This is a genomic window from Micrococcus sp. 2A, from assembly GCF_039519235.1.
In the GTDB taxonomy this organism is placed as follows: Bacteria; Actinomycetota; Actinomycetes; order Actinomycetales; family Micrococcaceae; genus Micrococcus.
Map to the genome: position 1 here is coordinate 687594 of NZ_CP154351.1, position 24039 is coordinate 711632.

Genomic DNA, 24039 nt, shown 5'->3' on the forward strand with positions numbered 1-24039 from the left:
GCCCAGCCTACGAGGGGCGCGCGTCCCCGCTGCCGGTCACCCGTGCGAACGCCCGGCGCAGCGCCCCCGCCTTGAGAAGCACCTCCTCGTACTCCGCGTCGGCGTCCGAGTCGGCGACGATCGCCCCGCCCGCGCCGATCGACCAGCGGCCTGAGCCTCCGGTCGCGTCGTCGTCGGCTCCCGGGGCGAGGACCGCCGTGCGGATCACGATGCTCAGCTCGCACGCCCCGTCCGCGCTGAGCAGCCCGAGCGCCCCCGAATAGACCCCGCGCGGCGCCCCCTCCCACTGCGCCAGCAGCTCGACCGTGCGCCGCTTCGGCGCGCCCGTCATGGACCCGCCGGGGAAGAGGGAGCGGGCCACGTCCACGGCGGTCAGCCCCGGGAGGGCACGGCCCGTGACGGTGGAGACCAGCTGGTGCACGGACGCGTACGACTCGACCGCCATGAGCGAGGGCACCTGCACGGAGCCGGGCACGCACACGCGCGTGAGGTCGTTGCGCAGCAGGTCCACGATCATGAGGTTCTCGGCGCGCGTCTTGGGGTCGGAGGCGAGCGCGCGGGCCGCGGCGGCGTCCTCGGCCGGATCCGCGTGCCGGGCCGCGGTGCCCTTGATCGGCTTGGTGCTGTACCTCCCGTCCCGGCCGGAGAGGAAGCGCTCGGGGGAGGCGGAGACCACGGCCCAGCGGTCCGGGCCGGCGCCGTGCTCGATCAGCGCCGCGTACGGGGTGGGGTGGTGCGCCGCGAGGTCCCGGAACAGGACGAGCGGGTCCACGCGCACGGCCGGGTCCACGTCGAAGCGGGTGGTCAGGCACAGCTCGTAGGACTCGCCCTCGCGCAGCGCTCCGTGGCTCCGCTCGATCAGGGCGGTGTACGCAGCCCGGTCCTCGCGCCATCGCCCGGCCACCTGGGCCCCTCCGGCTGCCCCCGCCACCCCCGACGACGACGGCGCGCGCCCGCCGTCCCCGGCCGGTGCCGCGTGCGCCCGGGGGACGGTGAGGGCGTCGCGCACGCGGGCCGCCCACGCCTCGACGCCCCGCTCCGCCGCGGCCGCGTCCAGGGAGACGACGCAGCAGGTGAGCGAGCCGTCGTGATGGTCCACGACCGCGTACCGGCTGGGACGCAGCCAGAACAGCGCGGGCAGCGGCGCCGGGTCCGCCGGACCGGCTGCGGGCGGGGCGACGCCGAGGTCGGCGAGGCCAAGCTCGTAGCCGAGGAAGCCGACGTGCCCGCCGCGCAGCGGCAGGCCCTCCCCGCCGACCACGGGGCGCGGGGCCGACGCCGCGGCCAGCTCAGCCCAGGCTGCCTCGGCGTCGCGGGGGTCCGGCCGGCGGAGCACGCGCGGCCCCGGCGAGGGGACGGCCTCGGGGGAGCCGTCGGCGGCGTCCTCGCCAAGGACGTCGACGGCGTCGCCCACGATGCTCCAGCGCGCCTCGCCCGCGTCCGGCAGGGCGGAGTCGAGCCAGAACGAGGGGGCGCCGCGCACGACGGCGTGCTCGGCGACGGCGCCGGCCGCGCTCGCGGCGGTGTGCCCGAGCCCCGTGAGGGCGCCCGCGTCCAGGACCCGGGTGGCGACGTGCAGCGGCGCGGACGCGTGGGGCCGAGGCGGGGTGGGCATGGGGACCACTGTAGGAGCCCCACCCGCGTCGATCGTGACTGAACCGTGCCCTCGCCGTGATCGGCCTCATGCGTGGCGTCTGCCTAGGTGTTGTGGGTCATGAGGTTCTTGGCACGAGGGCCGGGCTGAGATGAGACGAGTGGGCCTCTCCCGCAGGATGGAAGTTCCTACACCACCCATCCGCGCAAAGAGACCCACTCATGACTCACGCTAATGCACCCCTGACTCCCACCGGCCGTCTCAGGATGGTCCAACGCCACCTGAACGACGGCATCCCCCAAGCGCACGTGGCCGCCGAGTTCCGCGTCAGCCGCCCCACGGTGGCCACCTGGGTAGCCCGCTACCGCGCCGAGGGCGAGGCCGGGCTGCTCGACCGGCCCAGCCGTCCGCGCCGTTCACCTGCCCAGCTCGACCCCGAGGTGGTGGCTCAGATCCAGACCCTGCGTCGCAGGGAGAAGTGGTCGGCCCGCCGGATCCATCACCACCTCGTCTCCGAGGGCCACCGGGTGTGTCTTCGTACCGTGGGACGGTGGCTGCACCGGGCCGGGCTCTCCCGGCTACGGGACCTGACCCCGGCCGGGGAAGACCTGCGCCAGCAGCCGGCCCAGAGGATCACCGCGCGGGGGCCGGGGCACATGGTGCACCTGGACGTGAAGAAGATCGGGAAGATCCCTGACGGGGGAGGCTGGCGTGCTCACGGACGGGACTCCGAGAACGCGCGAGCGGCCAAGCGCGGGCCTGGCCGACGGGTCGGGTACACGTACCTGCACTCGGCGATCGACGGGTTCACCCGCCTGGCCTACACCGAGGCGTTGGAGGATGAGCGGACGGTGACCACGATCGGGTTCTTCTGCCGGGCGCGGGCGTTCTTCGCCGCCCACGGCATCACCGTGGACCGGGTGGTCACGGACAACGGGAACAACTACCGGGCCGTGGACTTCACCCGGAAGGTGGTCTCGCTCGGGGGTCGGCACCACCGGATCCGGCCCTACACCCCGCGCCATAACGGGAAGGTCGAACGCTACAACCGGCTGATGGTCGATGAGGTCCTCTACGCCCGCCCGTACTCCTCAGAGACGGCCCGGCGTGAGGCCCTGGCGGTGTGGGTGAACCACTACAACTACCATCGGCCTCATACCTCCTGCGGGGACGCCCCGCCGGCCTCACTGGCCCCGGCGCGAGTCAACAACGTCATGACCTCTTACACCTAGGGTGGGGCATGGCCCTCTCGCACTCCTCGCCTCTCCGCCGGCACCGCCGCAGCCGCTTCGCGGCGCTGGCGGCCGTCGCCATGCTGGCCGGGGCCGGGTGTGCCGCGGAGCCCACTCCGTCCGAGGCGGCGCTGCCCACGGAGCGCGGCGCGGAGGTGCGCGAGCCCGACGTGCGCGAGACCGCGGAGAGCGTCCCAGGGGTCTCCGCGACTGCGCTCGAGTTCTGGCGGCCCGCGGAGTTGGTCATCGCCGAGGAGGTCGAACCCGCCGGCTCCCTCGTGGACCTGGCGGAACGGTCGGAGCTGGTGGTGTGCGGGACCGTCGCCGCGGTCCGCGAACGCGCCGGTGGCTTCGAGGGTGCCACGACACTGATGGTGGACGTGGGACAGGTCCTCAAGGGCTCGGCCGCGGGCCAGGTGCGCGTGGACGTCCACGTGCGGGTGGGGCAGACGATGGCGGGGGACGCCCTCGCGGCCCCGGACGAGGACTACCTCTGGTTCCTCACTCCGGGCGACGGCGAGGGCGTCTGGTACGCCACCACCGTGACGGGCGTCCTGGGCCCGGGCACGGACGGACCCGTCACCGCCGTGCTCCAGCCGCAGGACACCACGATGGTGGTGCCGGCCGACGTCGCCTCCCTGGACGCCGCCGCCCAGCGCGCCGGCCTGGCGGACGCCTGAGGCCGACGCGGCTCCTGCACCGCCAGCGCGGCCTCGGCTCTCGTCCCCACCCGTGCGTCCGCCCGGGGCTGAGCGCGTCGCCGCCTCCCTAGAATGGTCCGCATGGCCGGACTGATCGTGCGCAAGGACATCGACCTCGTCCGCGAGCGCGCCGATCTGAAGGCCGTCGTGGAGGAGTTCGTCACGCTGCGCTCGGCAGGCGTCGGCTCTTACAAGGGCCTGTGCCCGTTCCACGACGAGCGGACCCCGTCCTTCCACGTGCGCCCCGGCGTCGGGACCTACCACTGCTTCGGGTGCGGCGAGCACGGGGACGTCATCGCGTTCCTCATGGCGCAGGAGCACACCACGTTCACCGAGACGGTCGAGCGCCTGGCCGCGCGGGTGGGCGTCGAACTGCACTACGAGGACGGCGCCGGTCCTGACCGCGCCGAGGTGGGCAGACGCCAGCGCCTGCTCGAGGCCAACAAGATCGCGGACGAGTTCTACCGGCGCGCCCTCGGCTCGAAGGAGGCCCAGACCGCGCGGGACTTCCTCACCGGCCGCGGCTTCACCCAGGAGCACGCCGAGCGCTTCGCTAACGGCTACGCGCCCCAGGGCTGGTCCACGCTCCTGGACCACCTGCGCCAGCGCGGCTTCCGCGACGACGAGCTGCGGGCCACTGGCCTGTTCTCGGAGGGCCAGCGCGGCCTCTATGACCGCTTCCGTGGCCGCCTGCTGTGGCCTATCCGGGACATGACGGGCGCGACCATCGGCTTCGGCGCGCGCAAGCTCTACGAGGACGACCAGGGCCCCAAGTACCTCAACACCCCGGAGACGCAGCTCTACAAGAAGTCGCAGGTGCTCTACGGCATCGACCTGGCGAAGCGGGCCATCGCGAAGGAGCGCCAGCTCGTGCTCGTGGAGGGCTACACGGACGTCATGGCCGCGCACCTGGCGGGCGTCGGGACGGCCGTGGCCACGTGCGGCACCGCGTTCGGCGCGGACCACATCAAGGTGGCGCGCCGGCTGATCTCGGACGATGGCACGGGCGGCGAGGTGATCTTCACCTTCGACGGCGACGAAGCCGGGCAGAAGGCCGCGCTCAAGGCGTTCGACGAGGACCACCGCTTCCTCGCCAAGACCTTCGTGGCGGTGGAGCCGAGCGGCATGGACCCCTGCGACCTGCGTCAGCAGAAGGGCGACGAGGCCGTGCGCGCGCTCATCGCCTCCCGCCGCCCGCTCTTCGAGTTCGCCATCCGCGCCGGTCTGAAGGACTACGATCTGGACACCGTGGAGGGCCGCGCCGGCGCCCTGCGCCATGCCGCGCCCATCGTGGCCGGCATCAGGGACTCCGTGCTGCGCCCCGGGTATGAGCGCGAGCTCGCGGGCTGGCTCGGGCTCGATCCGAACGCGGTGCACCGGGCCGTCGCCGCCGCGGCGCGCTCCACCCCACGCTCCGAGCGCGGCGAACGGGGAGAGCAGGCGACGCCCGCCGCCTCGATGTCGGCGAACCCCACCTCGGCCACCCCCACGTCGGGGGATCCGGCGTCGGGCGAGGCCCCGCAGGTCCCCGTGGAGTCGCTGGTCGTGCGCGTGGACCCGCGCGATCCGGTGGCCCGGCGCGAGCGCGAGTCGCTCGAGGTGGTGCTGCAGCACCCCACACTGCTCTCCGCCGAGCAGTGGACGGCGCTGTACGAGGCGCGCTTCACCGTGCCGCAGTTCGCGGCCGTGCACCGGGGCGTCATGGCGGCGGGCTCCTCCGGCGCCACGCCCGCGCGCTGGGTGGACGCCGTGCGGGACGCGGTCCCCGAGGAGGTGGGCGGCGTCGTCTCCGAGCTGGCGGTCCGGGACCTGCCCGCCCGCACCGAGGCGGACGTGGACCGCTACTGCCGGGACATCATGAACCGCCTCTTCGCCCTCCAGATCGTGCACCGCAAGGAGGAGCTGCTGGGTCAGCTGCAGCGTCTGGGCCCGCAGGGCGATCCGGCCGAGTTCATGCGCCTCAACAGCGAGCTCATGGAACTCGAGGCCCGGCGACGGGCCCTGCGCGCCGACGACTGAGGGGCCACGGGCAGCGCGGATCGGTGGCGTACCAATCAGTGGCGCGCCGTTCAGTCGATCTCGACGACCTCGTTGCTCTCGGCGTCGATCACATCGAAGGCGGCGTCGTGCCCGGCGGCCTCAGACGAGGAGGCGGCGACGGCGCTCGGGTAGCGCAGACCCATCGGGTCTGGTAGTGTTTCCTCCGTTGCTCGGGCGGCTGGATCGCCCGAGACGCATTCCTCCGTAGCTCAATTGGCAGAGCATTCGACTGTTAATCGAAGGGTTGTTGGTTCGAGTCCAACCGGAGGAGCCCACTCGAAGCCCCTGCACCGACCAGTTCGGTGTGGGGGCTTCGTCGTGCCTGGAGGATGTTCCGGCCCAGCAAGTCGCCAAGCGTAAGCTCCAGCAGTTCTGCCACTTGTGCCAGCTCGGTGATAGAGAAGGCCATCACTCCACGAAGCCGCCGCGAAAGTGCGCTGGGGGTGATGTCTAGCGCCTCGGCCAGTTGCCGCTGAGACATGCCCCTGCGCGTCAACCACACGCGGACCTCCGTACCTACGTCCGCTGCTGTGAAGGCAGGTTCTGGGTGTCGTTTCATGTCTTCAACATAACGGAGACGGACCCAAAATGTCCATGAGGAACATGACGTGTCGCTGAGCGACACGGCGTGAATTGACAGGTCATGCCGCTGAGCGGCACGCTGTGCTTATGAGTATCGCAAAGGCGCTAAGCCTCAACATTCGAGAACGACTGGTTCGGTTAGAGATGACGCAGGGTCAGCTTGCTGCCGCAGTAGGAATGACGCCCACAGCGCTGTCGGCGCGGATGCGAGGGCAACGAGAGTTCCGCTTGTCTGAGATGGCTGCAATCGCAGAGGCCCTGGAGGTGGAGCTTCCCTATCTGGTTGCCAACGCGCCGGAGATGGAGGTGGCCCGATGAGCGAGGAGATCATCCAGAGCGCGGAGTTGCGAGGCGCTGTGTTGACACAGGCGGCAGCTCGGGATCTGACAGATCAGATCAGGACCGGCATGGAGTCGATTTACCACCTCATTCGCACGGCATACAGCGGTCGGGCGTGGAGTGCACTGGGATACGGGAGCTGGGACGAGTACGTCACCAGGGAGTTTGGCAACCTGCACCTACGCCCGCCGCTGGAGGACCGGCAGGACGTCGTGCTGTCGCTCCGTGAGGTCGGCATGAGCACGCGAGCCATCGCCGCCGCAACGCACTTGTCGCCCCGGACTGTCCGCCGCGAACTGGACGAAGCAGGTGGGGCATTTGCCCCACCTGCTGGACGCCATGACGTCGTGGGCACGGACGGCAAGACGTACCAAGCCCAGCAGGAGCGGGCTGTGCCCCCTGTGGTGCAGAACGAGGCGGCCGCGGTCATCGAGGTCGAGGAAGCGGTGACGGTGCTTGACGGTCAGTCCTCGCTGGATGACGTGCTGGACATGCCGGCTGCCGACTTCGGGATCGAGCCGCTGGACTTGAAGGCCCGCCAGGCAGATGACCGGGACCGTGCCCGCCGGACGCTGGCCGCGTTCAACGGGGGCGGCGCCGCGGCGGTGCCGATGCTCCTGAAGGCTGCGCCGGCGGTGGCATCCCTGGTGTCCCCGCTGACGGGCAAGGCCTCCGTGGCAGATGAGGACCTGCATGGGGTCGTGTGGGACTCAGCGCGATGCGTGCGGACGCTGGCGCACGTCCTCCGGTCGGTCGGCCACCACGAGGGGCAGTCCATGCCGGAGATCCGCTCGACGTTGCAAGACGCAGTGAACGACCTGGAACAGGTGCTGAACAAGATCGAGGAGGTCGCGTGATGAGCGCAGAACAGAGCACATGGCTACACGAAGTCGTGGAAGACACTGGACATGGCGAAGCCCCGACCACCGGGCAGGAAATCGGGGCTGTCGCTAATACACCGGTTGAGACGATGCACCTAGCACGAAGCTCGGAACGTGGCCAGAATAGCACCACGATCCTGGAGGAGTCAGCACCGGCACTGGGTCTGCCTCGGCGGGTGAATCCCAACGACGGTCGGTTCATCCGGGCTGTGGTCATCGGGACCTCCATCGCGGGCCTGGTGGCGTTCTCCATCTCGTTCGCGGCGCTGTACGAGGTGGCGGCGTGGTTGGGGTTGCCGCCGTTCATGCACTGGGCGGTCCCGGTGTTCATCGACTTGGCGATCCTGACCTACGCGGGCTCTGTGCTGGTGCACGAGTCACGGGGTGAGCCGGCGCGGGCGTCATGGTGGGCGCTGGGCGCGTTCACGGGCCTGTCGGTGGTGGCGAACGGGGCGCACGCCTGGTCGGCGGAGAACGCGACAGTGTGGCAGTCGGTGGTCGGTGTGCTGATCGCGGCCATGGTGCCGGTGGCGGTGTTCGTGGCCACGGATCAGTTGGCTCGTGTGGCCGTGGAGAACCCGGCCTCTCGGCGGGCTGAGCGTGCCGCGGAGATGGACGAGGAAGCCGAGGTCCTGCGCGCGCAGGCCGAGCTCGCCGCGCGTCGGGAGGAGCTGGAGGCCGAGCGTGAGGCACGCCGCGTGGAGCGGGCGCGTGAGCGGCGCCAGGCCGAGTTCGAGGCAGAGCTGGAACACGCCCGACACCGCCGTGAGCTCGAGGCGGTGGCGCGGGAGGCCGAACAGGTCCAGGAGCCGGTGCAGGAGGACGAGGGCACGCCGTCGTCGCCGGTGGTGTCCGTCCGGGCGCTGGAGCCGGTGAAGGCTGTGGAGGATGAGCCGGCGGCGCCGGTAAAGGCTCCGTCGGGCGCTGAGGTCACGGCGTGGATCGTGGCGGGGTGCGAGGCGGGGGAGTGCCCGTCGGCGGTGGAGGTCGCGGAGTGGGCTGGGTGCTCGGAGCGGACGGGGCGGCGGCGGCTGGCTGATGTGCGTGCAGACCGTCCTGAGCTGTTCACGGATGAGGAGGAGCAGGTATGAGCTGGCAGGCAACGAATTTGGCCCGGCAGGCCGCTGCTGCCGGTGTGCTGCGGACGGGGGAGGCATACCTCCTGCTTCTGCTGGCTGACCATGTGCACCCCGACACCTGGGAGTGCTGGCCCAGCCAGGAGCGGCTTGCCTTGGAGACGGGGCAGGGGATGAGAACTGTTGAGCGTCAGATCGCGCGCCTGCGCGAGCTGGACCTGATCCGCACGGAGAGCCGCTACGGCGCTGGGCGGGGCCGTGTGGGGCTGAAGTATCTGCTGAACCCGGACGCGCTGATCCCGTTAGCAGCGCTCGGAGAGGAGCGGATCGAGGTGCTGAAGGAGAGCTGGAGGAGTCCGCGATCCAACGGGACCCGGCAGGGCGAGAACCGCGAGAACACGCGACCCGCCAATTTGGCGGGTGAAACCGAGAACCGCGAGAACACGCGACCCGCCAATTTGGCGGGTGAAACCGAGAACCGCGAGAACACGCGACCCGCCAATTTGGCGGGTGAAACCGTGAACCGCGAGAACACGCGACCCGCCAATTTGGCGGGTGAAACGACTCACCCGCCACTGACGACGGACTCACCCGCCAATCACGACTTGGTGCATATAAAGGATCGCGCGCGGACTAATCACCAAGAGAATCATCAGTCAGTCCGTCAGTCTGTCGACGTGCACGAGCGCGAGGACGAGGCTACGACGACGGATGAGCCGGTGGTGCATCGGGGTGTGGACCTGAGCTCGCTTCGCTCGCTGGTCCCGTCAATCCAGGCTTGGGAGCTCCCGGATGCACAGGTGCGCCGGATCGTGGATGTCGTGCTGGCTCGAGCCTCGGGCGCTGTGCAGTCCCCGACGCGGTACGTGGCTCGGGCTATGGCTTCGGAGCTGGGGCCGTTGGTCCAGCTCACCAGTGAGCGCCCGCCGCTGGCGGTGGTGCCGACCATGGCGTCACCAGCCTCACCGGGGCTGGCTGTGGGCGCGGTGCGGGAGATGGTCTCGGGGGAGCCGTGTGAGAGCCCGGATGTGCACGTGGCCAACTACGGCGAGTCCGTGCTGCGGGACTGCCCGCATTGCCGGATTGAGCGGCGTGCGATGCCCCGGGTCGAGGCTCAGGCCGGGGCGGGGAGGTGAGCGGCGATGACTGACGCCGTGGGCGCCGTGGAGGCCACCGAGCTGACGGGTGAGGGCCTGTTCGAGGCTGTGCAGGAGGCCCGGGGTGCTGCGCTGGTGGTGCTGGGGCCGGCGGGGGAGCGTGACGCGCTGGATGACGTGCTCCAGGCCGCGTGGGAGTCCGCGTGGTCGGGCCGGCATGGGTTCGATGTGGAGCGGGGCTCGTTGCGGACGTGGGTGTCGGTGATCGTGCGCCGTCGGGCGGTGGATCACCTGCGTCGGGTCCAGAGGGCCTGGGAGGGGCAGGACGTGGTGGAGGCCGCGGCGATGGGCCGGGAGCAGTCCGTGGCGTCGGCTGTGGCGTGGGATCACGCAGACCAGGTGCTGGATGCACTGACGGCGCGGCAGGAGCTCGCCTCGGTGATGTGCGTGCTGGAGCGGGTCATGGACTCGCCGCAGGTCACTGCGCGGGCGCTGGCGGTGACGCTGGTCTTCGACGACGACGTGGCCGAGGCGGCGGCGGCGATGGGCGTGAGCGCGGATGTGCTGCGTCAGGCCCGCCGGGAGCTGGTGCGGTGTGCGCGGGTGGTCCGTGCCGCGCAGGAGGTGGCCCGTTCGGGGGTGGAAGTGACGATGCGGGTGCTGATCGGGTGTCTGCCGGCTGACGGGGACGCGGGGGACTGGTCGCGTGGAGTCGCACTGGCGTGTGCGCAGGCGGGGGGCCGGATGGAGCACGTGCAGGTCGAGCACGTCATGCGCGCTACGGGGCACTCGCATTCGACCGCGAGGCAGTACTTGGCGGAGGTGCGTTACCTGCTTCGGGTGGCGGCCACGGTGATTCAGGACGAAAGGGCAGCGGCATGAGCAAGCACACGAACAATCAGGTGGCGGGCGAGAGGGCAGGCGTCGTGGACGAGGAGGACCGGGAGGTCGTCTACGTCGAGGTGCCCCGTCGCCGGGACCCGCTGGGTCAGCGGGTGCGCCGGTGGAGTCAGGCGTGGACGGAGGCCTCGGTGGACGCGGAGCTGCCTGCCCGGTGGCGGGCGCGTCTGCCCGAGGAGTGGGACGGGCCAGCAGGGCGGGCGGGGATGGCTGTGGTCGCGTTGCTCGTCCTGGCGCTGTGGGTGGCGGTGGTGCTCTGGCTGATGGGCTGAGCGGCGGTGTCACACATCCGTGAGGGAGTAGCACGAATCCAGTTACGAGAGCGTCGGCACTAGATGCAGACCATGAGCAAGGAGAGCAACATGTTGGATGGGATCAATCCGGACGGCCTTGAGGGCTGGAACACGATCGCGGGCTTCCTGCTCGGGTCGGCCGTGGTGCTGCTGATGGTGGCGGTGGCTGCGGGTGTGGCGATGGCGGTGTGGGGTCGGGCGATGATGTCGCACCATGCCGCGCGGAAGGGCTGGGCGGTCGTTGCGATGGCCGGACTCGGGGCGGTGATCATCGGCTCCGTGGGTGGCGGGATCACCTGGGGCAAGGGTCTGGGGACGGCAGAGCTCATGCCGGTCGGTGCGCGCCCAGGGTCTGTGACGGTGGAGAAGCAGGCACCGAAGCAGACCTGCAACCGGCAGGCCGTGCGGGACTTCGTCAAGGAGAGCCCTGTCCCTGATCGCGCGGAGAAGGAGCGGGTGGTCTCCACCGTGCTGGGTGGGCAGAAGGAGCTGGACGGCTACACGTGGGGCCAGGATCCCGGTGACATGGACACCTCGCGCCAGGTCATCACGGGGATCAAGTGGTACGCGCAGGCCTCCGCGAATGGCAGCAGTGAGCCTGACTGCTCGGCCAACAACATGACCACGCCCGAGTGCTCCCCGGTGGAGGTGCATGTGGCGCGTCAGTCGATGACGAACGGTGCGCAGACGGGCCGGACGGTGACGCTAACGAAGGGCGAGAACTGCAAGTCTTCCTAGAGCCTGTCCTGTAACTTCATCGGAGCCAGAGCACGATGGCCGCGAGAGTGAGTTCCGCAACGTAGTACGCGGCCCGTTTCGCATACCGGGTCGCCAGATCCCGGAACTGCTTCAACCGGGCGAAAGCCCGTTCCACGACGTTGCGCCGGGCGTACTCCTCCCGATCAAAGGCCGGGGGGCGCCCACCCCTGGCCCCTTTGGCCCGTCGCCGGGCGGCTTGATCAGACTTCTCAGGGCTGGTGAACCTCACCCCGCGGCGCCGCATCGCTTGCCGAGTCGAGGGATGCGAGTAGGCCTTGTCCGCGATCACCGACTCAGGCCTGCACCGTGGCCGGCCCACCCCCTGGCGGCGCACCCGGATCTTCTCCAGCAACGGCAGCAACTGAGGGTTGTCACCAGCCTGTCCCGGGGTGAGGACCACACTCATCGGTAACCCGCGCCCGTCCACGGCCAAGTGGATCTTGCTGCTCAGCCCTCCCCGGGAGCGTCCGAGGTGCTCTCCGGCCACAGCGATGGCCTCGACCGGGTCAGAGCAGCCCCTCTTTTCCGGGCACCAGCAGCATGCTGATGAGCCCGGACCACGGTGGAGTCAATCGAGAGGACCCATTCGATCTCGCCCACCGCGTCGTCCTTGACCACGGCTTCCTCGAGGATCTTCTGCCAGGTCCCATCCATCGTCCAGCGCCGCAGGCGTTCGTGTGCGGTCTTCCACGGCCCGTAGCGTTCGGGCACGTCCCGCCACGGGGCCCCGGTGCGCAGCTTCCACAGGATCGCGTTGATCACCTGCCGGTGATCCCGCCACCGCCGCCCCGACCTGTTCACCGGCAGCAACGGTTCGATCCGTTCCCAGGCCTTGTCTGTGAGCTCTCCACGACCAACCATCGGCTCAGTGAACACCACCGTGCGCGAAGCCGGCCACGCCACGCCGACCACTTACAGGACAGGCTCTAGGCGGCGGCCGGCATAGCGGCCGCCGCCGTCGGAGATGTCGCCGAGCCCCTTCACATCCACGCGCACCCAGAACCCGGGGTGCGCGTACTCACCCCAGCGGACTGACTCGCCCGTGGCGAACCCTCCCGGTGGTGTCGATGTGCATCACGCCCCGTCCGCCACGCCAACGGTCGTCCGCGGCATTCTCAGTTGACCCAGGGTTGCGAGGAGGACTGCCGTGACTAAGGGCACCAGTCCAGCGCTGATGAACAGCGTGTGGGTGTCGATGTGCCGGCTGAGCAGCCCGGTGAGGGCAATGGACAGCGGCATGAAAGCGATGGAAATGAAGAAGTCGAGGCTGGCGACCCGGCCAAGCATCTCAAGCGGGACATGCTCCTGGAGGACTGTGCCCCAGATGACCATTCCGATCCCGATCAGCGCGCCGTAGATCGCGAGCCCCACACCGATGGCCCACGGGTTGCTGGTCAGTGCAGGGATGGTCAAAGGCAGGCAACCGAGCGCCCAGGCGCCGATCATGGCGGGGAGGAAGCGTTCCGGTGTGCACCACGACCCCGCCAGCAGGGACCCCACCAGTCCACCGACGCCGAGAGCCGCGAGGACGGCCCCGTACAGGGCTGGCCCGTTCTCGTGTGAAGAGCGCATGAGGGCGGGCAGGAGCACTTCAAGCGGTCCGGTCACGACCAGCCCCATGACGGCCGCGAACAGGACACTGGTGCGGACCCAGCGTGTGCGGGCGGCGTAGCCGAACCCGTCGAGCAGGTCGCCGATCGGCGAGGCAGCCGACGCGTCAGCCTCACTCTCGGCGGGCGTAGGGGCAGGCAATTGCAGAGCGGCGAGCAATGCGACAGCGAGTGCCGCTGCGATGAGATACCCGCCAGCGGCGGGCATGCTGACGCCGATGACTGCTCCGACGGCGGCGGGCGCGAGCGCCTGGCCGACTAGGGGGCGGGTGGCACCCTCGAGGCCGTTGACAGCCATCAGGTCATCGCTTTCCACCAGGACTGGCACGAGGGCGGTGTACGCGGGGAAGAAGAACGCGGTGGAAACGCCGATGAAGAACGCGGAAGCCGCGAGCATCCAGAAGGCGACCATGCCGAAGACGGCGACTGTGGAGGTTGCCGTCGCGATGGCCAGGTTCAGAGAGAGCACGCCCACGATGACGGACTTGTTGGGGATCCGGTCAGCAAGGACACCGGCCGGCAGGGACCCGGCGAGAAGGCCGATGCCGCTCCAGACCACGACTCCCGAGAGCGTGGCGGGCGTGGCACCCAAGTCGAGGGTCTGCATGGCCAAGTAGAGGGCCCAGGCGCCCTGGGCGAAGATGGTCAACACCATCGCGGCGAACAGCCAGCGGTAGGTGGGAATGGTCAAGGGGCGCAGCGGATTCACGGCATGTCCTTCGGGTCGAGATCAAGGTGGGGCCAATCGGCCAAGTCGTCGAGCATCTGCCGGTCATGCGTGGCGACGATCACCGCGCAAGGGGTCTGCAGAAGCTCTGTGGTGATGTCATCGACGAGGCTCGACGACAGATGGTTGGTGGGCTCGTCCAGGAGCAGCAGGTCCGGGTCCTGCGCGAGGCACAGGGCCAGGTGGAGACGGCGTTGCTGTCCTTGCGACAGGCGCCCCACGGGGGTGCTGGTCGCGGAGGTCTCGAGCAGTCCCAGTGAGCCGAGAGAGGGTGCCTGAGATCGGCAGCCCAGCTTCGCCAGGTACGTCTCGTAGGCCACGTGGGCAGGGCTGGTCCGGTCCCAGTCGGGGACCTCCTGGGACAACAGGGCGATGCGTGCGCTGGGGTTCACCTGCACGTACCCGGTGGTGGGGACTAACCGCTGTCCGAGAACCGCCAGCAAGGTGGACTTGCCCGCGCCGTTCGGCCCGGTGACGACCAGCCGGTCTCCCCCGTTGACTCCGATCGAGACAGGTGTGTCCAACCGGCGCTCCACGGTGAGCATGGAGGCGTTCACGATGCTCATTCCGCGTCGTGCCGAGGACTTCGGCCACGCCAAGCGCAAAGGGGGTTCCGGCACGTCGATCTCGTGCCGCTCCAGGTCTTCGACACGTCGCTTGAAGGCCTGTACCACCCCCGCGGCGCGGGTGGCGCGTTGGTGCTTGCCGGTGCCCTTGTCAGGTCGCCATCCGCCCTGGGACAGGCGGGAGCGCGCCTCGGCTGCAGCACGTGTCAGCTGCGCATGCCGGGCGACCTGGGCGGCATGGTCCTGCTCCCACGAGACTCGTTCCCGTTGCCGGCCTTCGACCCATCCCTGGTACCCGCCCGCATAGGTCCGAGGCCGGCCGTCACGGGTCGGATCGAGATCCAGGAAGGTGGTCGCCACGTCGCGCAGCAGAGCGCGATCGTGGCTGACCAGGGCCAGACCGCCGGCGTGGTCCCGCAAACGTTCGGTCAGGAAGGACAGCCCTGCGGCGTCCAGGTGGTTGGTGGGCTCGTCCAACAGGAGCAGGTCAGGGGTCGAACCGAGGGCGACGGCCAGCCGGACCCGGTACCGCTGGCCGACCGACAAGGTCGACAGGACGCGATCGCGGTCGCTGCAGGCGTTCAGGCCTTCCAGAGTGATGTCCACACGTCGTTCGGCATCCCACGCGTCCAGCAACGTGGCCCTCTCGAGCGCAGCCGAGTAGGCATCGGCTGCGTCGTCCCCTTCGGCGAGGGCAGCGCTCGTCGCGTCCAGTGCCTCGAGGGCAGACCTGGAGGGGCCAGTCGCCTCGGCGATGAGGTCGCCCACCGTGCAGTCGCCTTCGGTGGCCATGTCCTGTTTGACCAGGACGAGGGAACCCGCCTGGGTCACGACGCCTGAGTCAGGTTGCAGGATTCCGGCCAGCAGATGGAGCAAGGTGGTCTTGCCCCGGCCGTTGTCGCCGACGATCGCCAGACGCGACCCGACAGAGACCGTGACGTCCACCCCGTTCAGGACATGCCTGTCCCCCAGGGTGATGTGAATGGATTCAGCGCGGATGTGTGCGGCGTGCCCCTGGGGCGTCCCGTTCCACACACACGACCGCAAGGATCGTGAAGTTGGCATTGCGTACTCTCAGCTCGTCATGGAGCCGGGCACCACAAAGTGACCGCCCGGCAGATGGCCAGGACGGCAGACGAGAGATCAGAAGGGGTCCCGCCGCCGTCAGCGGGCGGAACGCAGCTTCATCGAGGCGATGCCTGAGTACATGGGGCTGAGGATACCTAACCGGGTGAGTCTTGGGCGAACCAATTAACCTCCCCGATCATTCCAGCTTAAGTCGGGATCCTCGAGGCCCCCTTTCCTGCCGCTGGCGGGGGAGGGGGCCTTTCCGTGTCCGGGGTGCATGGTTCCCGGGGTGGTGGTGAGCCTGTCCCTGCCCTCGGCCTCCCGTGCTGGTTGGTTCCCATGGTGAGCACCTCCCCGGCCACCTCAATCAGGTGCGTGTTCGCGCTCGCCCAGCCGAGGTCCCGGCCGTCTCCGGTAGGTGCCCACGGTCTTTCCGAGGCAACCGGAGCGCAGCGGAGGGCGGCAGCCGTTCTTCGGCTCTTTCTTGGGTACTGAGTGAGGCTGGGTGAGGAGGTGCGTGTGTCAGGGGTGTGTGACACACGCAGGAGGCCAAGGGGCGCGAATCATCCTCAGCGAGCGGAGGTCTCGCCGGTCACCGGGGGCTAACCGGGGGTCTACTACCGCGTTCCAGGAGGAACACATCATGAGCACTTCCATTCTGAGCCTGGCCCAGAGCACGGTCATCGGCATGCCGGCGATCGCGCCGTCCTACGACGCGCCGTGGATGCCGACGCTGGAGAACATCACCGGCATGGCCATCGGCACGGCCCTGGTGGCCATCGTGGCCGCCGTTGCCATCGGCGGCATGCTCTGGCTGTTCGGCAAGCTCTCCTCGTCCGGCCGTGCCCAGGAGGTCGGCATCTCGATCTTCCTGTGGGGTGTGGTCGGTGGCGCCCTGATCGCGGGTGCTTCCGCTCTGGTGCGCTGGGGTACGGGCCTGCCGCTGTTCGCCTGATTCGATCCGGTCTAGCAACTCACTCACGGAGGAGGTGTCCCAATGGGATGGGAAGACGATTTTCATGATTTCCTGCGCGGCTCGATCGAGGGCCTGGCGAAGTCGGCGTGGCGCCTCATTCAGGACGCCTTCTCCGTGGGGGCGCTCACCCCGGAGTGGTGGACCACGGTGGTCGGTGGCACGGTCACCACCACCGTGGCCGGGGGGAGCTCGGCCACGATCAATCACCCCGGGATGCTGAACGTCGTGGTCATGGCGATGCTGCCGCTGCTGGGGGTGTTCGTGGCGGTGCAGGTGATCCGCTCGGCGTTGCGCGGCTCGACGGCGGGCATGGTTCGCGCCCTGGTGGTGGCCGTTTTCAGCGTTCCGGCGGTCTACGTGGTCGTGGGTCTGGTGTGGCTGGCGTTGGGGGCTACCCAGCAGATGACGATGTGGATTCTGCGGGTCGGGGCGGAGGGGGAGGCGGAGGACACGGCAGTGGCCGGCGTGCTCTCCCTGTTCGGGCTGTCCTGGGATGGGCAGAACGACAAGGTCTTGCTGGATGAGAACTACGCGCAGTGGGAGATGGCGTCCGACCAGGGCGAGAACGGCATGATCTTGGTGTCCTGGATCGTGGCGTTGGTGATCTTCCTGTCCTGCTTGGTGCTGATGGCGATGATGATCTTCCGCCTGGTGGTGATCCTCGTGCTGGCTACGTTCGCCCCGCCGGTGATCTTCGCGTTGGCTCTGGAGCCGGCGAAGGCCGTGTTCTCGAAGTGGTTGGCCATGCTGATGGGGTTGCTGATGGCGGCCCCGATGGCGGCGGTGATCGTGCGGATGGGCATGATCGCGGCCTCCATGTCCACGGACTGGGTGCAGACCGTGGCCGGTGTCGTGTTGGTGCTGCTGGCTTCGGCGATGCCGCTGACGATGCTCTCGATGATGTCGTTCCTGACGGGGGGTGCCTCCGATGGTGTGGAGCGCGCTGGTGTCGGTGCGGCCCAGGGTGCTGGCCGGGCTGCGTCCCGGTCGATGAGGGGTGCGCAGGCGCGTGCCTCACAGATGAGACAGCGTGCGGCGTCCGCCGTCATGCGGAAGGGAGTTTGAGATGGCGGTCATGGAGTCGATCCAGCAGGAGACCTCGGAGTTCGACGGGGTGCATTTCGCGCAGGAGCGCCACCCTGGTGTAGTCCTCGGGCTGACCTGGGAGCAGCTGGCCGTGGTCGCGCTCGGCGCGGTGTTCGCCCTCGGCGGGATCGTGTTGCAGGGACGGATGCTGATCATCGGGATCGTCATGCTTCTGGTGTGCGCGGCGGTCGGTGTGATCCGGCTCCAGGGCCGGTCGATCCCGGAATGGACGCTGCTGTTCGTCCGTCAGCTGGTGCGCCAGGCCAGCGGTCAGCTGACGTACCGGCAGGGCGTGGAGCCGGGACATCAGCTTCAGCTCGTGGATGGGGAGCCGCAGGCTGTGGTCCTGGAGGCCGGGCAGGCGGCGGTCCGTGATGCCAAGGGGCGGATCAAACCGGGTGCGCCGGCACGGCTGCGTCTGCCCGGTGGAGCCGACGAGCTGCGCCTGTACGGGCTTCCTGGTGGGGCCGGGTTCGTGTGGGATCCGCGCACGAAGGAAGCTTCGGTCTGCGCGAAGGTGCTGACCACGCGTGGCTTCGAGCTGGAGTCGTTCGACTCGCAGGAGGAGCGGTCCCTGTCCTGGGGTGGAGCGCTGGCGGCCATGGGCCGGCTGCCGGGTGTGGTGCGCGTGCAGGCGGCGGACCAGACCACGCTGATCTCCGGCTCCAACGTGCTGGGCTACTACGACTCCAAGCAGGAGGGGGCGGGCATCGAGTCCAAGACGGTGGACCCGTTCCTGGACGCGGCGTTCCGTGAGCTGATGGCGGAGGCGCAGGCCATGCCGGTGCATGAGCAGTGGCTGACCATCGTGCTCTCCCCGGCCCGGATCGGGTCTCAGCTGAAGTCGCTGGGCGGCGGCGTGCCGGCCCTGATGGACCACGCGCTGAAGGTCATGTCCACGGTGGAGGGTCTGCTTCCGCGTTCGGGGACGCGGGTGGCGGCGTGGCATTCCCCGCGGTCGCTGGCGGGGCTGTCTCGGGCGGCGTTCGATCCGGATGCGGCCCTGATGGTGTCCTCTACGGACCCCTCGGGTGCGGTGCAGGGTGCGTCCCCGAACGGGGGTGGGGGGCCGATGGCGGTGGAGGTCCATGCCGGGCACATGCGCACGGATGGGCACATGCACCGGACGTACAAGGTCTCGGAGCTGCCCCAGCAGCTGGCGCGGCTGGGGTTCCTGGATGAGTTGATCTTCGCGGGCGACTTCCGGCACACCGTGTCGGTGTTCATGTCGCCGGTGGATCGGTCGTCTGCGATGCGGGCGACGAAGCGGCGCATGGCGACGTGGCGTTCGGACTCCAAGGTGATGGAGCGGATGGACCGGCCGCCGTCCCCGGAGCACGAGCAGGAGAAGGATGACATCGAGCGGGAGCAGGGGGAGCTGATGAAGCGGCACGCCGGGTTGGAGATGGCCGTGCTGGTCACGGTGACGGGGCGCAATGAGTCTGAGCTGGAGGCGGCCTCGAACGAGATCATGACCTCGTCTATCACTGCCGGGTGTGAGCTGCGCCCGCTGTACCTGGAGCAGGATTCGGCGTTCATGGCCGCGGCGCTGCCGTTCGGGATGGTGAAGCTCTGATGGCCGAGACCAAGCACGCGGTGATCGAGTTCATCGAGCCGGGCAGGACGCAGACCAAGGACGCTAAGCGTGCGGCGCGTCAGCTGCGCCGTCGGCTGGAGAAGGAGCGCGCGGCGGCGCGCAAGGCTGAACAGCTGGACAAGTTCCCGGAGCAGGAGTGGTCCTCGAAAGGGCCGAGGGGCAAGCAGAAACTGCGGGGGTTGAAGGTGCTCGCCCCCCGGCCGGTGCGCACGACCAGTCACACGGCGGCCACGGCGTACCCGTTCGTGGCCGGCCCCGGTGTGGGCGCCAACGGCCTCTACCTGGGCCGGGATCAGCACGGCGGTGGAGCGTTCTGCTTCGACCCGTGGAGCCTGTACGAAGCTGGGGTCATCTCGGGCATGTCGATGATGCTGTTCGGGCAGGTCGGCACGGGGAAGTCCTCGTTGGCGAAGTCGCTGGCGGTGCGGCAGGTGCTGGCCGGGCGCAAGCTGTCGGTGGCCTCGGACAAGAAGGGTGAGTGGACGCGTGTGGTCAAAGCCCTGGGCGGGACGGTCATCCAGGTCGGTCCGGGCCTGAGCACTCGGCTCAATCCCCTGGACCCGGGGACTCGTCCGTCCACGGACGTGCAGGGGCACCTGATGACGGATGAGGCGTGGGCGATGATGGTCCGCACCCGGCGGATGTCGATCATCGTGACCCTGGCGAAGATCCTCACGGACCGTGACCTGACTTCCCCGGAGCATCACATGCTCTCCCAGGCGTTGGATGAGGCCGTGCGCATCTCCGGGGAGCAGGGTCGGGTGCCGGTGATCCCGGACGTGATCGACGCGCTCGAGGCCATGCGCCAGGACGGGGACGTCATGGCCGCGGAGGCGGCCTCGGTGATGATGATGACCATGGCGCGGGTGTCCTCGGGTGACCTGGCGGGCATGTTCGACGGGGAGACCACCGTGATGATGAGCGCGGAGGCCCGTGCCACGAGCATCGACACCTCGGCCCTGCGTGGGGCGTCCCCGGAGGCGGTGCGCGTGGTCAACGCGTGCGCCGGCGCGTGGACGGAGGCGATGGTGACCACGCGCGACGGTGGCCAGCGCATCGTGATCTACGAGGAGGGCTGGGACAACATCTCCTCGGAGGCGGACCTGCGGCGCATGGTGGAGCAATGGAAGCTGGCCCGCGCCTACGGCATCTTCAACATCCTGGTGCTGCACAAGATCGCGGACCTGGACATGGCCGGTGACCGCAGCTCGCGCATGGCCGCGATGGCGAAGTCGTTGCTGGCCGACGCGGACGTGAAGGTCATCTACCGGCAGGACCGGTCGGCGTTGCAGGTGACGTCCTCGGAAATGGAACTGTCCGACCGGGAGGTGTCCCTGGTGCGGTCTCTGCCCAAGGGCACCGGGCTGTGGCGGCTGGGGGATTCCTCCTTCGAGGTGAAGAACGAGCTCACGAAGGCGGAGCTGCCGCTGTTCGACACGGACGAGCGGATGGACAGGACCGCGACAGGAGCTGGATCACATGCGGCGTGAACAGGCAGGGGCGCTCAGCGGCGCCGACGAGAAAGAGCGGATCGTCATCTTCACGCTCCTGCCGGCCATGGCGCTGTTCGGCGCGTACATCCTGGCGGGCTTCCTGGCTGGGCGGGTGGAGTGCGGGGCGCCGACCCGTCCGGAGTCGCTGTTCGACACCCTCGGGTTCCTGGGGACCGGGGACCCGGCGGCGTTCGGGGCCACGGCCCAAGGCTGCACGGCCACTCAGGGCGGGGTGATCGGATGGATGATCGGGCTGGGGGTGGCCGTGCTCATCACGGCCGTGACCGCGATGGTGGCCTGGAACCGCTACCAGCAGTCCGATAAGAAGTTCATCAAGGACCTGCGTCAGCGTGAGGGCTTGGCCCGTGCGGCTGAGATCTCCCGGGCCGTGGGCCGCTCGGCGGTGGTGAAGCGGGTGAAGAAGGTCCGTCCGTCCATCAAGAAGCCGAAGATCACCGACGGGGCCATGCGCCTGGGCAAGGCCGAGGGGGTGGACGTCTATGCCTCCTACGAGGAGTCCCTGGCGCTGATCGGTCCGCCGCGCTCGGGCAAGGGTGTGCACCTGCTGATCGGTGCGATCCTGGACGCGCCGGGGCCGGTGATCACGACGAGCTCGCGCGCGGACAACCTCGGGGCGACCGCGGAGCTGCGCCGGGCGAAGGGCCCGGTGGCGCTGTTCGATCCGCAGGGCCTGACGGGCCAGCCGTCCACGTTGAAGTGGTCTCCGATCACCGGGTGCGGCGAGCCGCGGGTGGCGAACCAGCGTGCGGCCTCGCTGATCGGGGCCTCGGGTCTGGGGTCCTCGAGCTCGAACGCGGAGTGGCAGGCGCCGGCGATCACGATCATGGAGTGCCTGCTCCACGCCGCCGCGCTGGGGGAGCGCACGGTGGACGACCTCATGCGCTGGGGCAACAACCCTGCCGAGGCGAAGGAGGCCGTGACGATCCTCTCGGAGCATCCGAAGGCGGCGATGAACTGGAATCTGGTGCTGAAGGGCATCATCGAGGGCGATCCGAAGCTGCTCCAGTCGAAGTGGTTCGGCGTGGAAGGCGCGGTGAAGGGCCTGTCCGTCCCGGAGGTGCGCGATGTGCTCCGCCCGGGCGAGTTCGAGGAAGTCCTGGACATCGACAAGTTCCTGCGCGAGTCCGGCACGCTCTACATCGTGGGCACCAAGACCGGCGGGTCCTCGGCCGGCCCGTTCCTGATCGCCATGATGGACGCGATCACCGAGCGCGCCCGCGAGCTGGCCGCGAAGTCCCCGGGCAACCGGTTGGACCCGCCGCTGGCACTCGTGCTCGATGAGATCGCGAACATCTCCGGGGCCTGGCCGGGGCTGACCCAGCTCATGGCCGACGGCGGCGGTGTGGGCATCTGCCCATTCGCGGTGTTCCAGTCCCTGGCCCAGGCGCGCAACGAGTGGGGCGACCAGCAGGCCCAGGCACTCTTCGACGCGGCCACGGTGAAGCTCCAGCTCGGCGGCGCCTCGAACGTGTCCGACCTCGAGGCGTTCGCCAAGCTGGCGGGCACACGCCAGGTGATGCGGTCCTCGCGCTCGCGCGGGAAGGACTCGCACTCGGTCTCGGAGCAGGTGCATGACACCGAGGTCGTCACGGTCGCGGAGCTGCGGCGGCTGCCGTTCGGGTGGGGCATGATGATGAACCGCAACGGCCGGCCGATCCTGATGCAGATGACCCGGTGGTGGGACCGCAAGGACGGCAAGGCGATCAAGGAGGCCGCGGGCCGGTACTCCAAGGCGCTGCTGGCCGAGCTGGAGTCCTCCGACCCGGTGCCCTCGACCCCGACGGCGGCAGACAAGGCCGAGACGCCGGCGCAGGTGCCGGCTGAGGTCGCCGCGATCCCGGTGCGGTGACCTGGTGGGCAGGTTTGGACTGCACCGCACCGGCTCGACGTCGTATCGGGAGTACCTGCGGAGCCAGGCGTGGGGATACCGCAGGGTGCGGTGGTTCGAGCAGTGCCGGCAGGCCGGCGTCGAGCCGGCCTGCCAGGTCTGCCAGGTGCGCCTGGACGAGGCGGGGACGTTGGACCTGCACCACCTCTCCTATGAGGGCGTGCACCAGGACCCGCAGACCGGGACGTGGCAGGCGCGGGAGAAGGACGAGGAGCTCATGCCGCTGTGCCGGGAACACCACCAGCGGCTGCACGAAATCATGGACGGACGGAAGGAGTTCTTCGGATGGAACAGGGCGCGGGCCACGGTAGTGATCGTGGCAAGGATGATCCGTCAGCGACGCCGGAAGGCGGCGGTGACCTCGTGAGCGATCAGAGGTGCGCGGTCTGCCAGCGGCAGGTGCCGTTGCGGTGGCACTGCACGAGCGAGGACCACCTGGACCGGGCCGCGTGTGCACGGGCCGGCGGGACGGGCGTGTGGTTGTGCGCCACGTGCGAGGAGGCCGCGCACCGCCACATGCGTATTACGGGCGCCAGCGCGGACGAGGCGCTGGCCGAGGTGCTGGACCGGCTGGCGAGACTGCTCACCCAGCGGCGCACCTACCGGCGCCATCGCAAGGAGGCCTGAGATGGCATCCCCATGGAGCCAGGACGAAGAAGACGACGCCTGGGACGAGATGGCCGCAGGGACAGACCGACCGACCGACGGACAGGGGACTCCGCTGCCGTTCGTGGACCCGTCGGTGGCCGCTGAGCTGAGCCAGGACGGGCCGCCGGCGTGGATGGGCACCCGGTGGCGGGACATCGAGGCTGAGCACCAGTGGGACGCCTGGAACACGCTGCGCCGCTGGGTCGACTGGCTCGTGGGCGAGTACCGGCTGGGGACCTCGGTGGTCCCGGTCTGCTGGTTCCGTCACCCAGACGTCACAGCTGAGCTGTACGCGGCGATGTGCATGGAGTACAAGGTCTGGGAGGAGCAGGCCCCCGGGCTGGGGCCGATGATGATGTGGCACCCGCATGTGGAGATGCTCCAGATGCGGCTGCGCCGCATGGTGGACGAGGCCGGCTGCACGAAGACCGGGGCGCACAAGGAGCCCGAGGCCTACGGGCAGCGAGGCGCCTACGAGATCGCCTATGACGAGACGGACTGGCTGCGCTGGGCGTCCACGGAGCGTGAGCACGAGACGGTGGAACGTCCCGAGGCGGGGGTGCGGTACGTGCGAGCGAAGGTCGTGGACTCCGACGGCGCCGCGGTGGGGACCTCGAACGTGGTGGCGCTCGGCGCGGCCGCACAGGTGCAGGACGTCGCCGCGGAGCTCGTAGTGGCCTCGTCCACACCGTCGGCGCCGCGACTGTCCATTGCGGTGGCCAGTGGCCGGGACGACCTCGGGGTGGAGTGGGAGGCCTCGACGGACGGGGACGAGTGGGCAGTCTTGTCGGAAGACCACTCGAAAAGAGACTGAAGAATCGCGGGTATGAATGAGGTTGTGACCGTTGGATTCCCCTCGTGTCAG

Annotated in this window: 21 protein-coding genes, 1 tRNA gene and 2 pseudogenes; 19 read left to right on the forward strand and 5 right to left on the reverse strand. The window is 69.4% G+C overall.

All coding sequences use genetic code 11. The annotated features are described in order from the left end of the window. Positions 1–7: 7 nt before the first annotated feature. A complete protein-coding gene (locus AAG742_RS03200; protein ID WP_298711533.1) occupies positions 8–1615 on the reverse strand; it encodes an anthranilate synthase component I family protein in 1608 nt (535 codons plus the stop codon). Positions 1616–1815: 200 nt separating this feature from the next. Here AAG742_RS03200 and AAG742_RS03205 point away from each other — a divergent pair, with 200 nt between their 5' ends. From AAG742_RS03205 to AAG742_RS03255, 11 genes are all read left to right on the forward strand, one after another. Next, entirely contained in the window at positions 1816–2826 is a 1011-nt protein-coding gene (locus tag AAG742_RS03205; RefSeq protein WP_343282281.1) for an IS481 family transposase, read from the forward strand. Between the two features lie 8 nt (positions 2827–2834). Further along, positions 2835–3506 (forward strand): hypothetical protein, encoded by a 672-nt coding sequence (locus AAG742_RS03210; RefSeq protein WP_298711536.1) that lies wholly within the window; start codon positions 2835–2837, stop codon positions 3504–3506. 102 nt (positions 3507–3608) lie between these two features. Continuing rightward, positions 3609–5546, forward strand: a complete 1938-nt coding sequence (gene dnaG / locus AAG742_RS03215) for a DNA primase (RefSeq protein ID WP_298711539.1) — start codon at positions 3609–3611, stop codon at positions 5544–5546. 219 nt (positions 5547–5765) lie between these two features. Beyond that, positions 5766–5838 (forward strand) — tRNA-Asn (locus tag AAG742_RS03220). 398 nt (positions 5839–6236) lie between these two features. After that, on the forward strand, positions 6237–6467 hold the full coding sequence (locus AAG742_RS03225) for a helix-turn-helix transcriptional regulator (protein WP_343282282.1): 231 nt from the start codon (positions 6237–6239) through the stop codon (positions 6465–6467). Next, complete coding sequence (locus AAG742_RS03230) at positions 6464–7345, forward strand: helix-turn-helix domain-containing protein (RefSeq protein WP_343282283.1); 882 nt, start codon at positions 6464–6466, stop codon at positions 7343–7345. The genes AAG742_RS03225 and AAG742_RS03230 overlap by 4 nt, the downstream gene beginning before the upstream one ends. After that, on the forward strand, positions 7345–8460 hold the full coding sequence (locus AAG742_RS03235) for a DUF2637 domain-containing protein (protein WP_343282284.1): 1116 nt from the start codon (positions 7345–7347) through the stop codon (positions 8458–8460). Before AAG742_RS03230 ends, AAG742_RS03235 begins: the two co-directional genes overlap by 1 nt. Then, complete coding sequence (locus AAG742_RS03240) at positions 8457–9581, forward strand: helix-turn-helix domain-containing protein (RefSeq protein WP_343282285.1); 1125 nt, start codon at positions 8457–8459, stop codon at positions 9579–9581. The genes AAG742_RS03235 and AAG742_RS03240 overlap by 4 nt, the downstream gene beginning before the upstream one ends. Before the next feature lie 6 nt (positions 9582–9587). Next, positions 9588–10424 (forward strand): sigma-70 family RNA polymerase sigma factor, encoded by an 837-nt coding sequence (locus AAG742_RS03245; protein ID WP_343282286.1) that lies wholly within the window; start codon positions 9588–9590, stop codon positions 10422–10424. After that, positions 10421–10714: a hypothetical protein gene (locus tag AAG742_RS03250; protein WP_343282287.1), complete on the forward strand. Its 294-nt coding sequence runs from the start codon at positions 10421–10423 to the stop codon at positions 10712–10714. Before AAG742_RS03245 ends, AAG742_RS03250 begins: the two co-directional genes overlap by 4 nt. Positions 10715–10786: 72 nt before the next feature. Continuing rightward, positions 10787–11473: a hypothetical protein gene (locus AAG742_RS03255; RefSeq protein WP_343282288.1), complete on the forward strand. Its 687-nt coding sequence runs from the start codon at positions 10787–10789 to the stop codon at positions 11471–11473. Between the two features lie 16 nt (positions 11474–11489). Here AAG742_RS03255 and AAG742_RS03260 read toward each other — a convergent pair. The 4 genes and pseudogenes from AAG742_RS03260 to AAG742_RS03275 form a co-directional block, all read right to left on the reverse strand. Then, positions 11490–12355 (reverse strand): annotated as a pseudogene (locus AAG742_RS03260) (IS5 family transposase). A gap of 69 nt (positions 12356–12424) precedes the next feature. Next, positions 12425–12541 (reverse strand): annotated as a pseudogene (locus tag AAG742_RS03265) (IS481 family transposase); the annotation flags it as partial. A gap of 27 nt (positions 12542–12568) precedes the next feature. Then, a complete protein-coding gene (locus AAG742_RS03270) occupies positions 12569–13813 on the reverse strand; it encodes an MFS transporter (RefSeq protein ID WP_144862459.1) in 1245 nt (414 codons plus the stop codon). Continuing rightward, the gene (locus AAG742_RS03275; RefSeq protein ID WP_343282289.1) at positions 13810–15462 is read right to left on the reverse strand and encodes an ABC-F family ATP-binding cassette domain-containing protein; all 1653 of its coding nucleotides are present in this window, start codon (positions 15460–15462) and stop codon (positions 13810–13812) included. The genes AAG742_RS03270 and AAG742_RS03275 overlap by 4 nt, the downstream gene beginning before the upstream one ends. 646 nt (positions 15463–16108) lie before the next feature. Here AAG742_RS03275 and AAG742_RS03280 point away from each other — a divergent pair. From AAG742_RS03280 to AAG742_RS03315, 8 genes are read left to right on the forward strand one after another with little or no spacing between them, the layout of a single operon-like run. Continuing rightward, a complete protein-coding gene (locus AAG742_RS03280; RefSeq protein WP_343282290.1) occupies positions 16109–16420 on the forward strand; it encodes a TrbC/VirB2 family protein in 312 nt (103 codons plus the stop codon). Between the two features lie 42 nt (positions 16421–16462). Beyond that, the gene (locus tag AAG742_RS03285; RefSeq protein ID WP_343282291.1) at positions 16463–17506 is read left to right on the forward strand and encodes a hypothetical protein; all 1044 of its coding nucleotides are present in this window, start codon (positions 16463–16465) and stop codon (positions 17504–17506) included. 10 nt (positions 17507–17516) lie between these two features. Continuing rightward, a complete protein-coding gene (locus AAG742_RS03290) occupies positions 17517–19103 on the forward strand; it encodes an SCO6880 family protein (RefSeq protein ID WP_343282292.1) in 1587 nt (528 codons plus the stop codon). Continuing rightward, positions 19103–20614, forward strand: coding sequence for a conjugal transfer protein TraC (locus tag AAG742_RS03295; RefSeq protein ID WP_343282293.1), 1512 nt, complete (start codon positions 19103–19105; stop codon positions 20612–20614). The genes AAG742_RS03290 and AAG742_RS03295 overlap by 1 nt, the downstream gene beginning before the upstream one ends. Then, entirely contained in the window at positions 20604–22487 is a 1884-nt protein-coding gene (locus tag AAG742_RS03300) for a TraM recognition domain-containing protein (protein ID WP_343282294.1), read from the forward strand. Before AAG742_RS03295 ends, AAG742_RS03300 begins: the two co-directional genes overlap by 11 nt. Positions 22488–22491: 4 nt before the next feature. Beyond that, complete coding sequence (locus tag AAG742_RS03305) at positions 22492–22893, forward strand: hypothetical protein (protein WP_343282295.1); 402 nt, start codon at positions 22492–22494, stop codon at positions 22891–22893. Next, a complete protein-coding gene (locus tag AAG742_RS03310; RefSeq protein ID WP_343282296.1) occupies positions 22890–23153 on the forward strand; it encodes a hypothetical protein in 264 nt (87 codons plus the stop codon). Before AAG742_RS03305 ends, AAG742_RS03310 begins: the two co-directional genes overlap by 4 nt. Before the next feature lies 1 nt (position 23154). Then, entirely contained in the window at positions 23155–23988 is an 834-nt protein-coding gene (locus AAG742_RS03315) for a hypothetical protein (protein ID WP_343282297.1), read from the forward strand. Positions 23989–24039 lie beyond the last annotated feature (51 nt).

What these genes read in the sequence shown, in the direction of transcription:
- AAG742_RS03200 (WP_298711533.1), bottom strand. Translation starts at nt 1,615, where the DNA reads ATGCCCACCCCGCCTCGGCCCCACGCGTCCGCGCCGCTGCACGTCGCC.
- AAG742_RS03205 (WP_343282281.1), top strand. Translation starts at nt 1,816, where the DNA reads ATGACTCACGCTAATGCACCCCTGACTCCCACCGGCCGTCTCAGGATG.
- AAG742_RS03210 (WP_298711536.1), top strand. Translation starts at nt 2,835, where the DNA reads ATGGCCCTCTCGCACTCCTCGCCTCTCCGCCGGCACCGCCGCAGCCGC.
- dnaG (WP_298711539.1), top strand. Translation starts at nt 3,609, where the DNA reads ATGGCCGGACTGATCGTGCGCAAGGACATCGACCTCGTCCGCGAGCGC.
- AAG742_RS03225 (WP_343282282.1), top strand. Translation starts at nt 6,237, where the DNA reads ATGAGTATCGCAAAGGCGCTAAGCCTCAACATTCGAGAACGACTGGTT.
- AAG742_RS03230 (WP_343282283.1), top strand. Translation starts at nt 6,464, where the DNA reads ATGAGCGAGGAGATCATCCAGAGCGCGGAGTTGCGAGGCGCTGTGTTG.
- AAG742_RS03235 (WP_343282284.1), top strand. Translation starts at nt 7,345, where the DNA reads ATGAGCGCAGAACAGAGCACATGGCTACACGAAGTCGTGGAAGACACT.
- AAG742_RS03240 (WP_343282285.1), top strand. Translation starts at nt 8,457, where the DNA reads ATGAGCTGGCAGGCAACGAATTTGGCCCGGCAGGCCGCTGCTGCCGGT.
- AAG742_RS03245 (WP_343282286.1), top strand. Translation starts at nt 9,588, where the DNA reads ATGACTGACGCCGTGGGCGCCGTGGAGGCCACCGAGCTGACGGGTGAG.
- AAG742_RS03250 (WP_343282287.1), top strand. Translation starts at nt 10,421, where the DNA reads ATGAGCAAGCACACGAACAATCAGGTGGCGGGCGAGAGGGCAGGCGTC.
- AAG742_RS03255 (WP_343282288.1), top strand. Translation starts at nt 10,787, where the DNA reads ATGAGCAAGGAGAGCAACATGTTGGATGGGATCAATCCGGACGGCCTT.
- AAG742_RS03275 (WP_343282289.1), bottom strand. Translation starts at nt 15,462, where the DNA reads ATGCCAACTTCACGATCCTTGCGGTCGTGTGTGTGGAACGGGACGCCC.
- AAG742_RS03280 (WP_343282290.1), top strand. Translation starts at nt 16,109, where the DNA reads ATGAGCACTTCCATTCTGAGCCTGGCCCAGAGCACGGTCATCGGCATG.
- AAG742_RS03285 (WP_343282291.1), top strand. Translation starts at nt 16,463, where the DNA reads ATGGGATGGGAAGACGATTTTCATGATTTCCTGCGCGGCTCGATCGAG.
- AAG742_RS03290 (WP_343282292.1), top strand. Translation starts at nt 17,517, where the DNA reads ATGGAGTCGATCCAGCAGGAGACCTCGGAGTTCGACGGGGTGCATTTC.
- AAG742_RS03295 (WP_343282293.1), top strand. Translation starts at nt 19,103, where the DNA reads ATGGCCGAGACCAAGCACGCGGTGATCGAGTTCATCGAGCCGGGCAGG.
- AAG742_RS03300 (WP_343282294.1), top strand. Translation starts at nt 20,604, where the DNA reads ATGCGGCGTGAACAGGCAGGGGCGCTCAGCGGCGCCGACGAGAAAGAG.
- AAG742_RS03315 (WP_343282297.1), top strand. Translation starts at nt 23,155, where the DNA reads ATGGCATCCCCATGGAGCCAGGACGAAGAAGACGACGCCTGGGACGAG.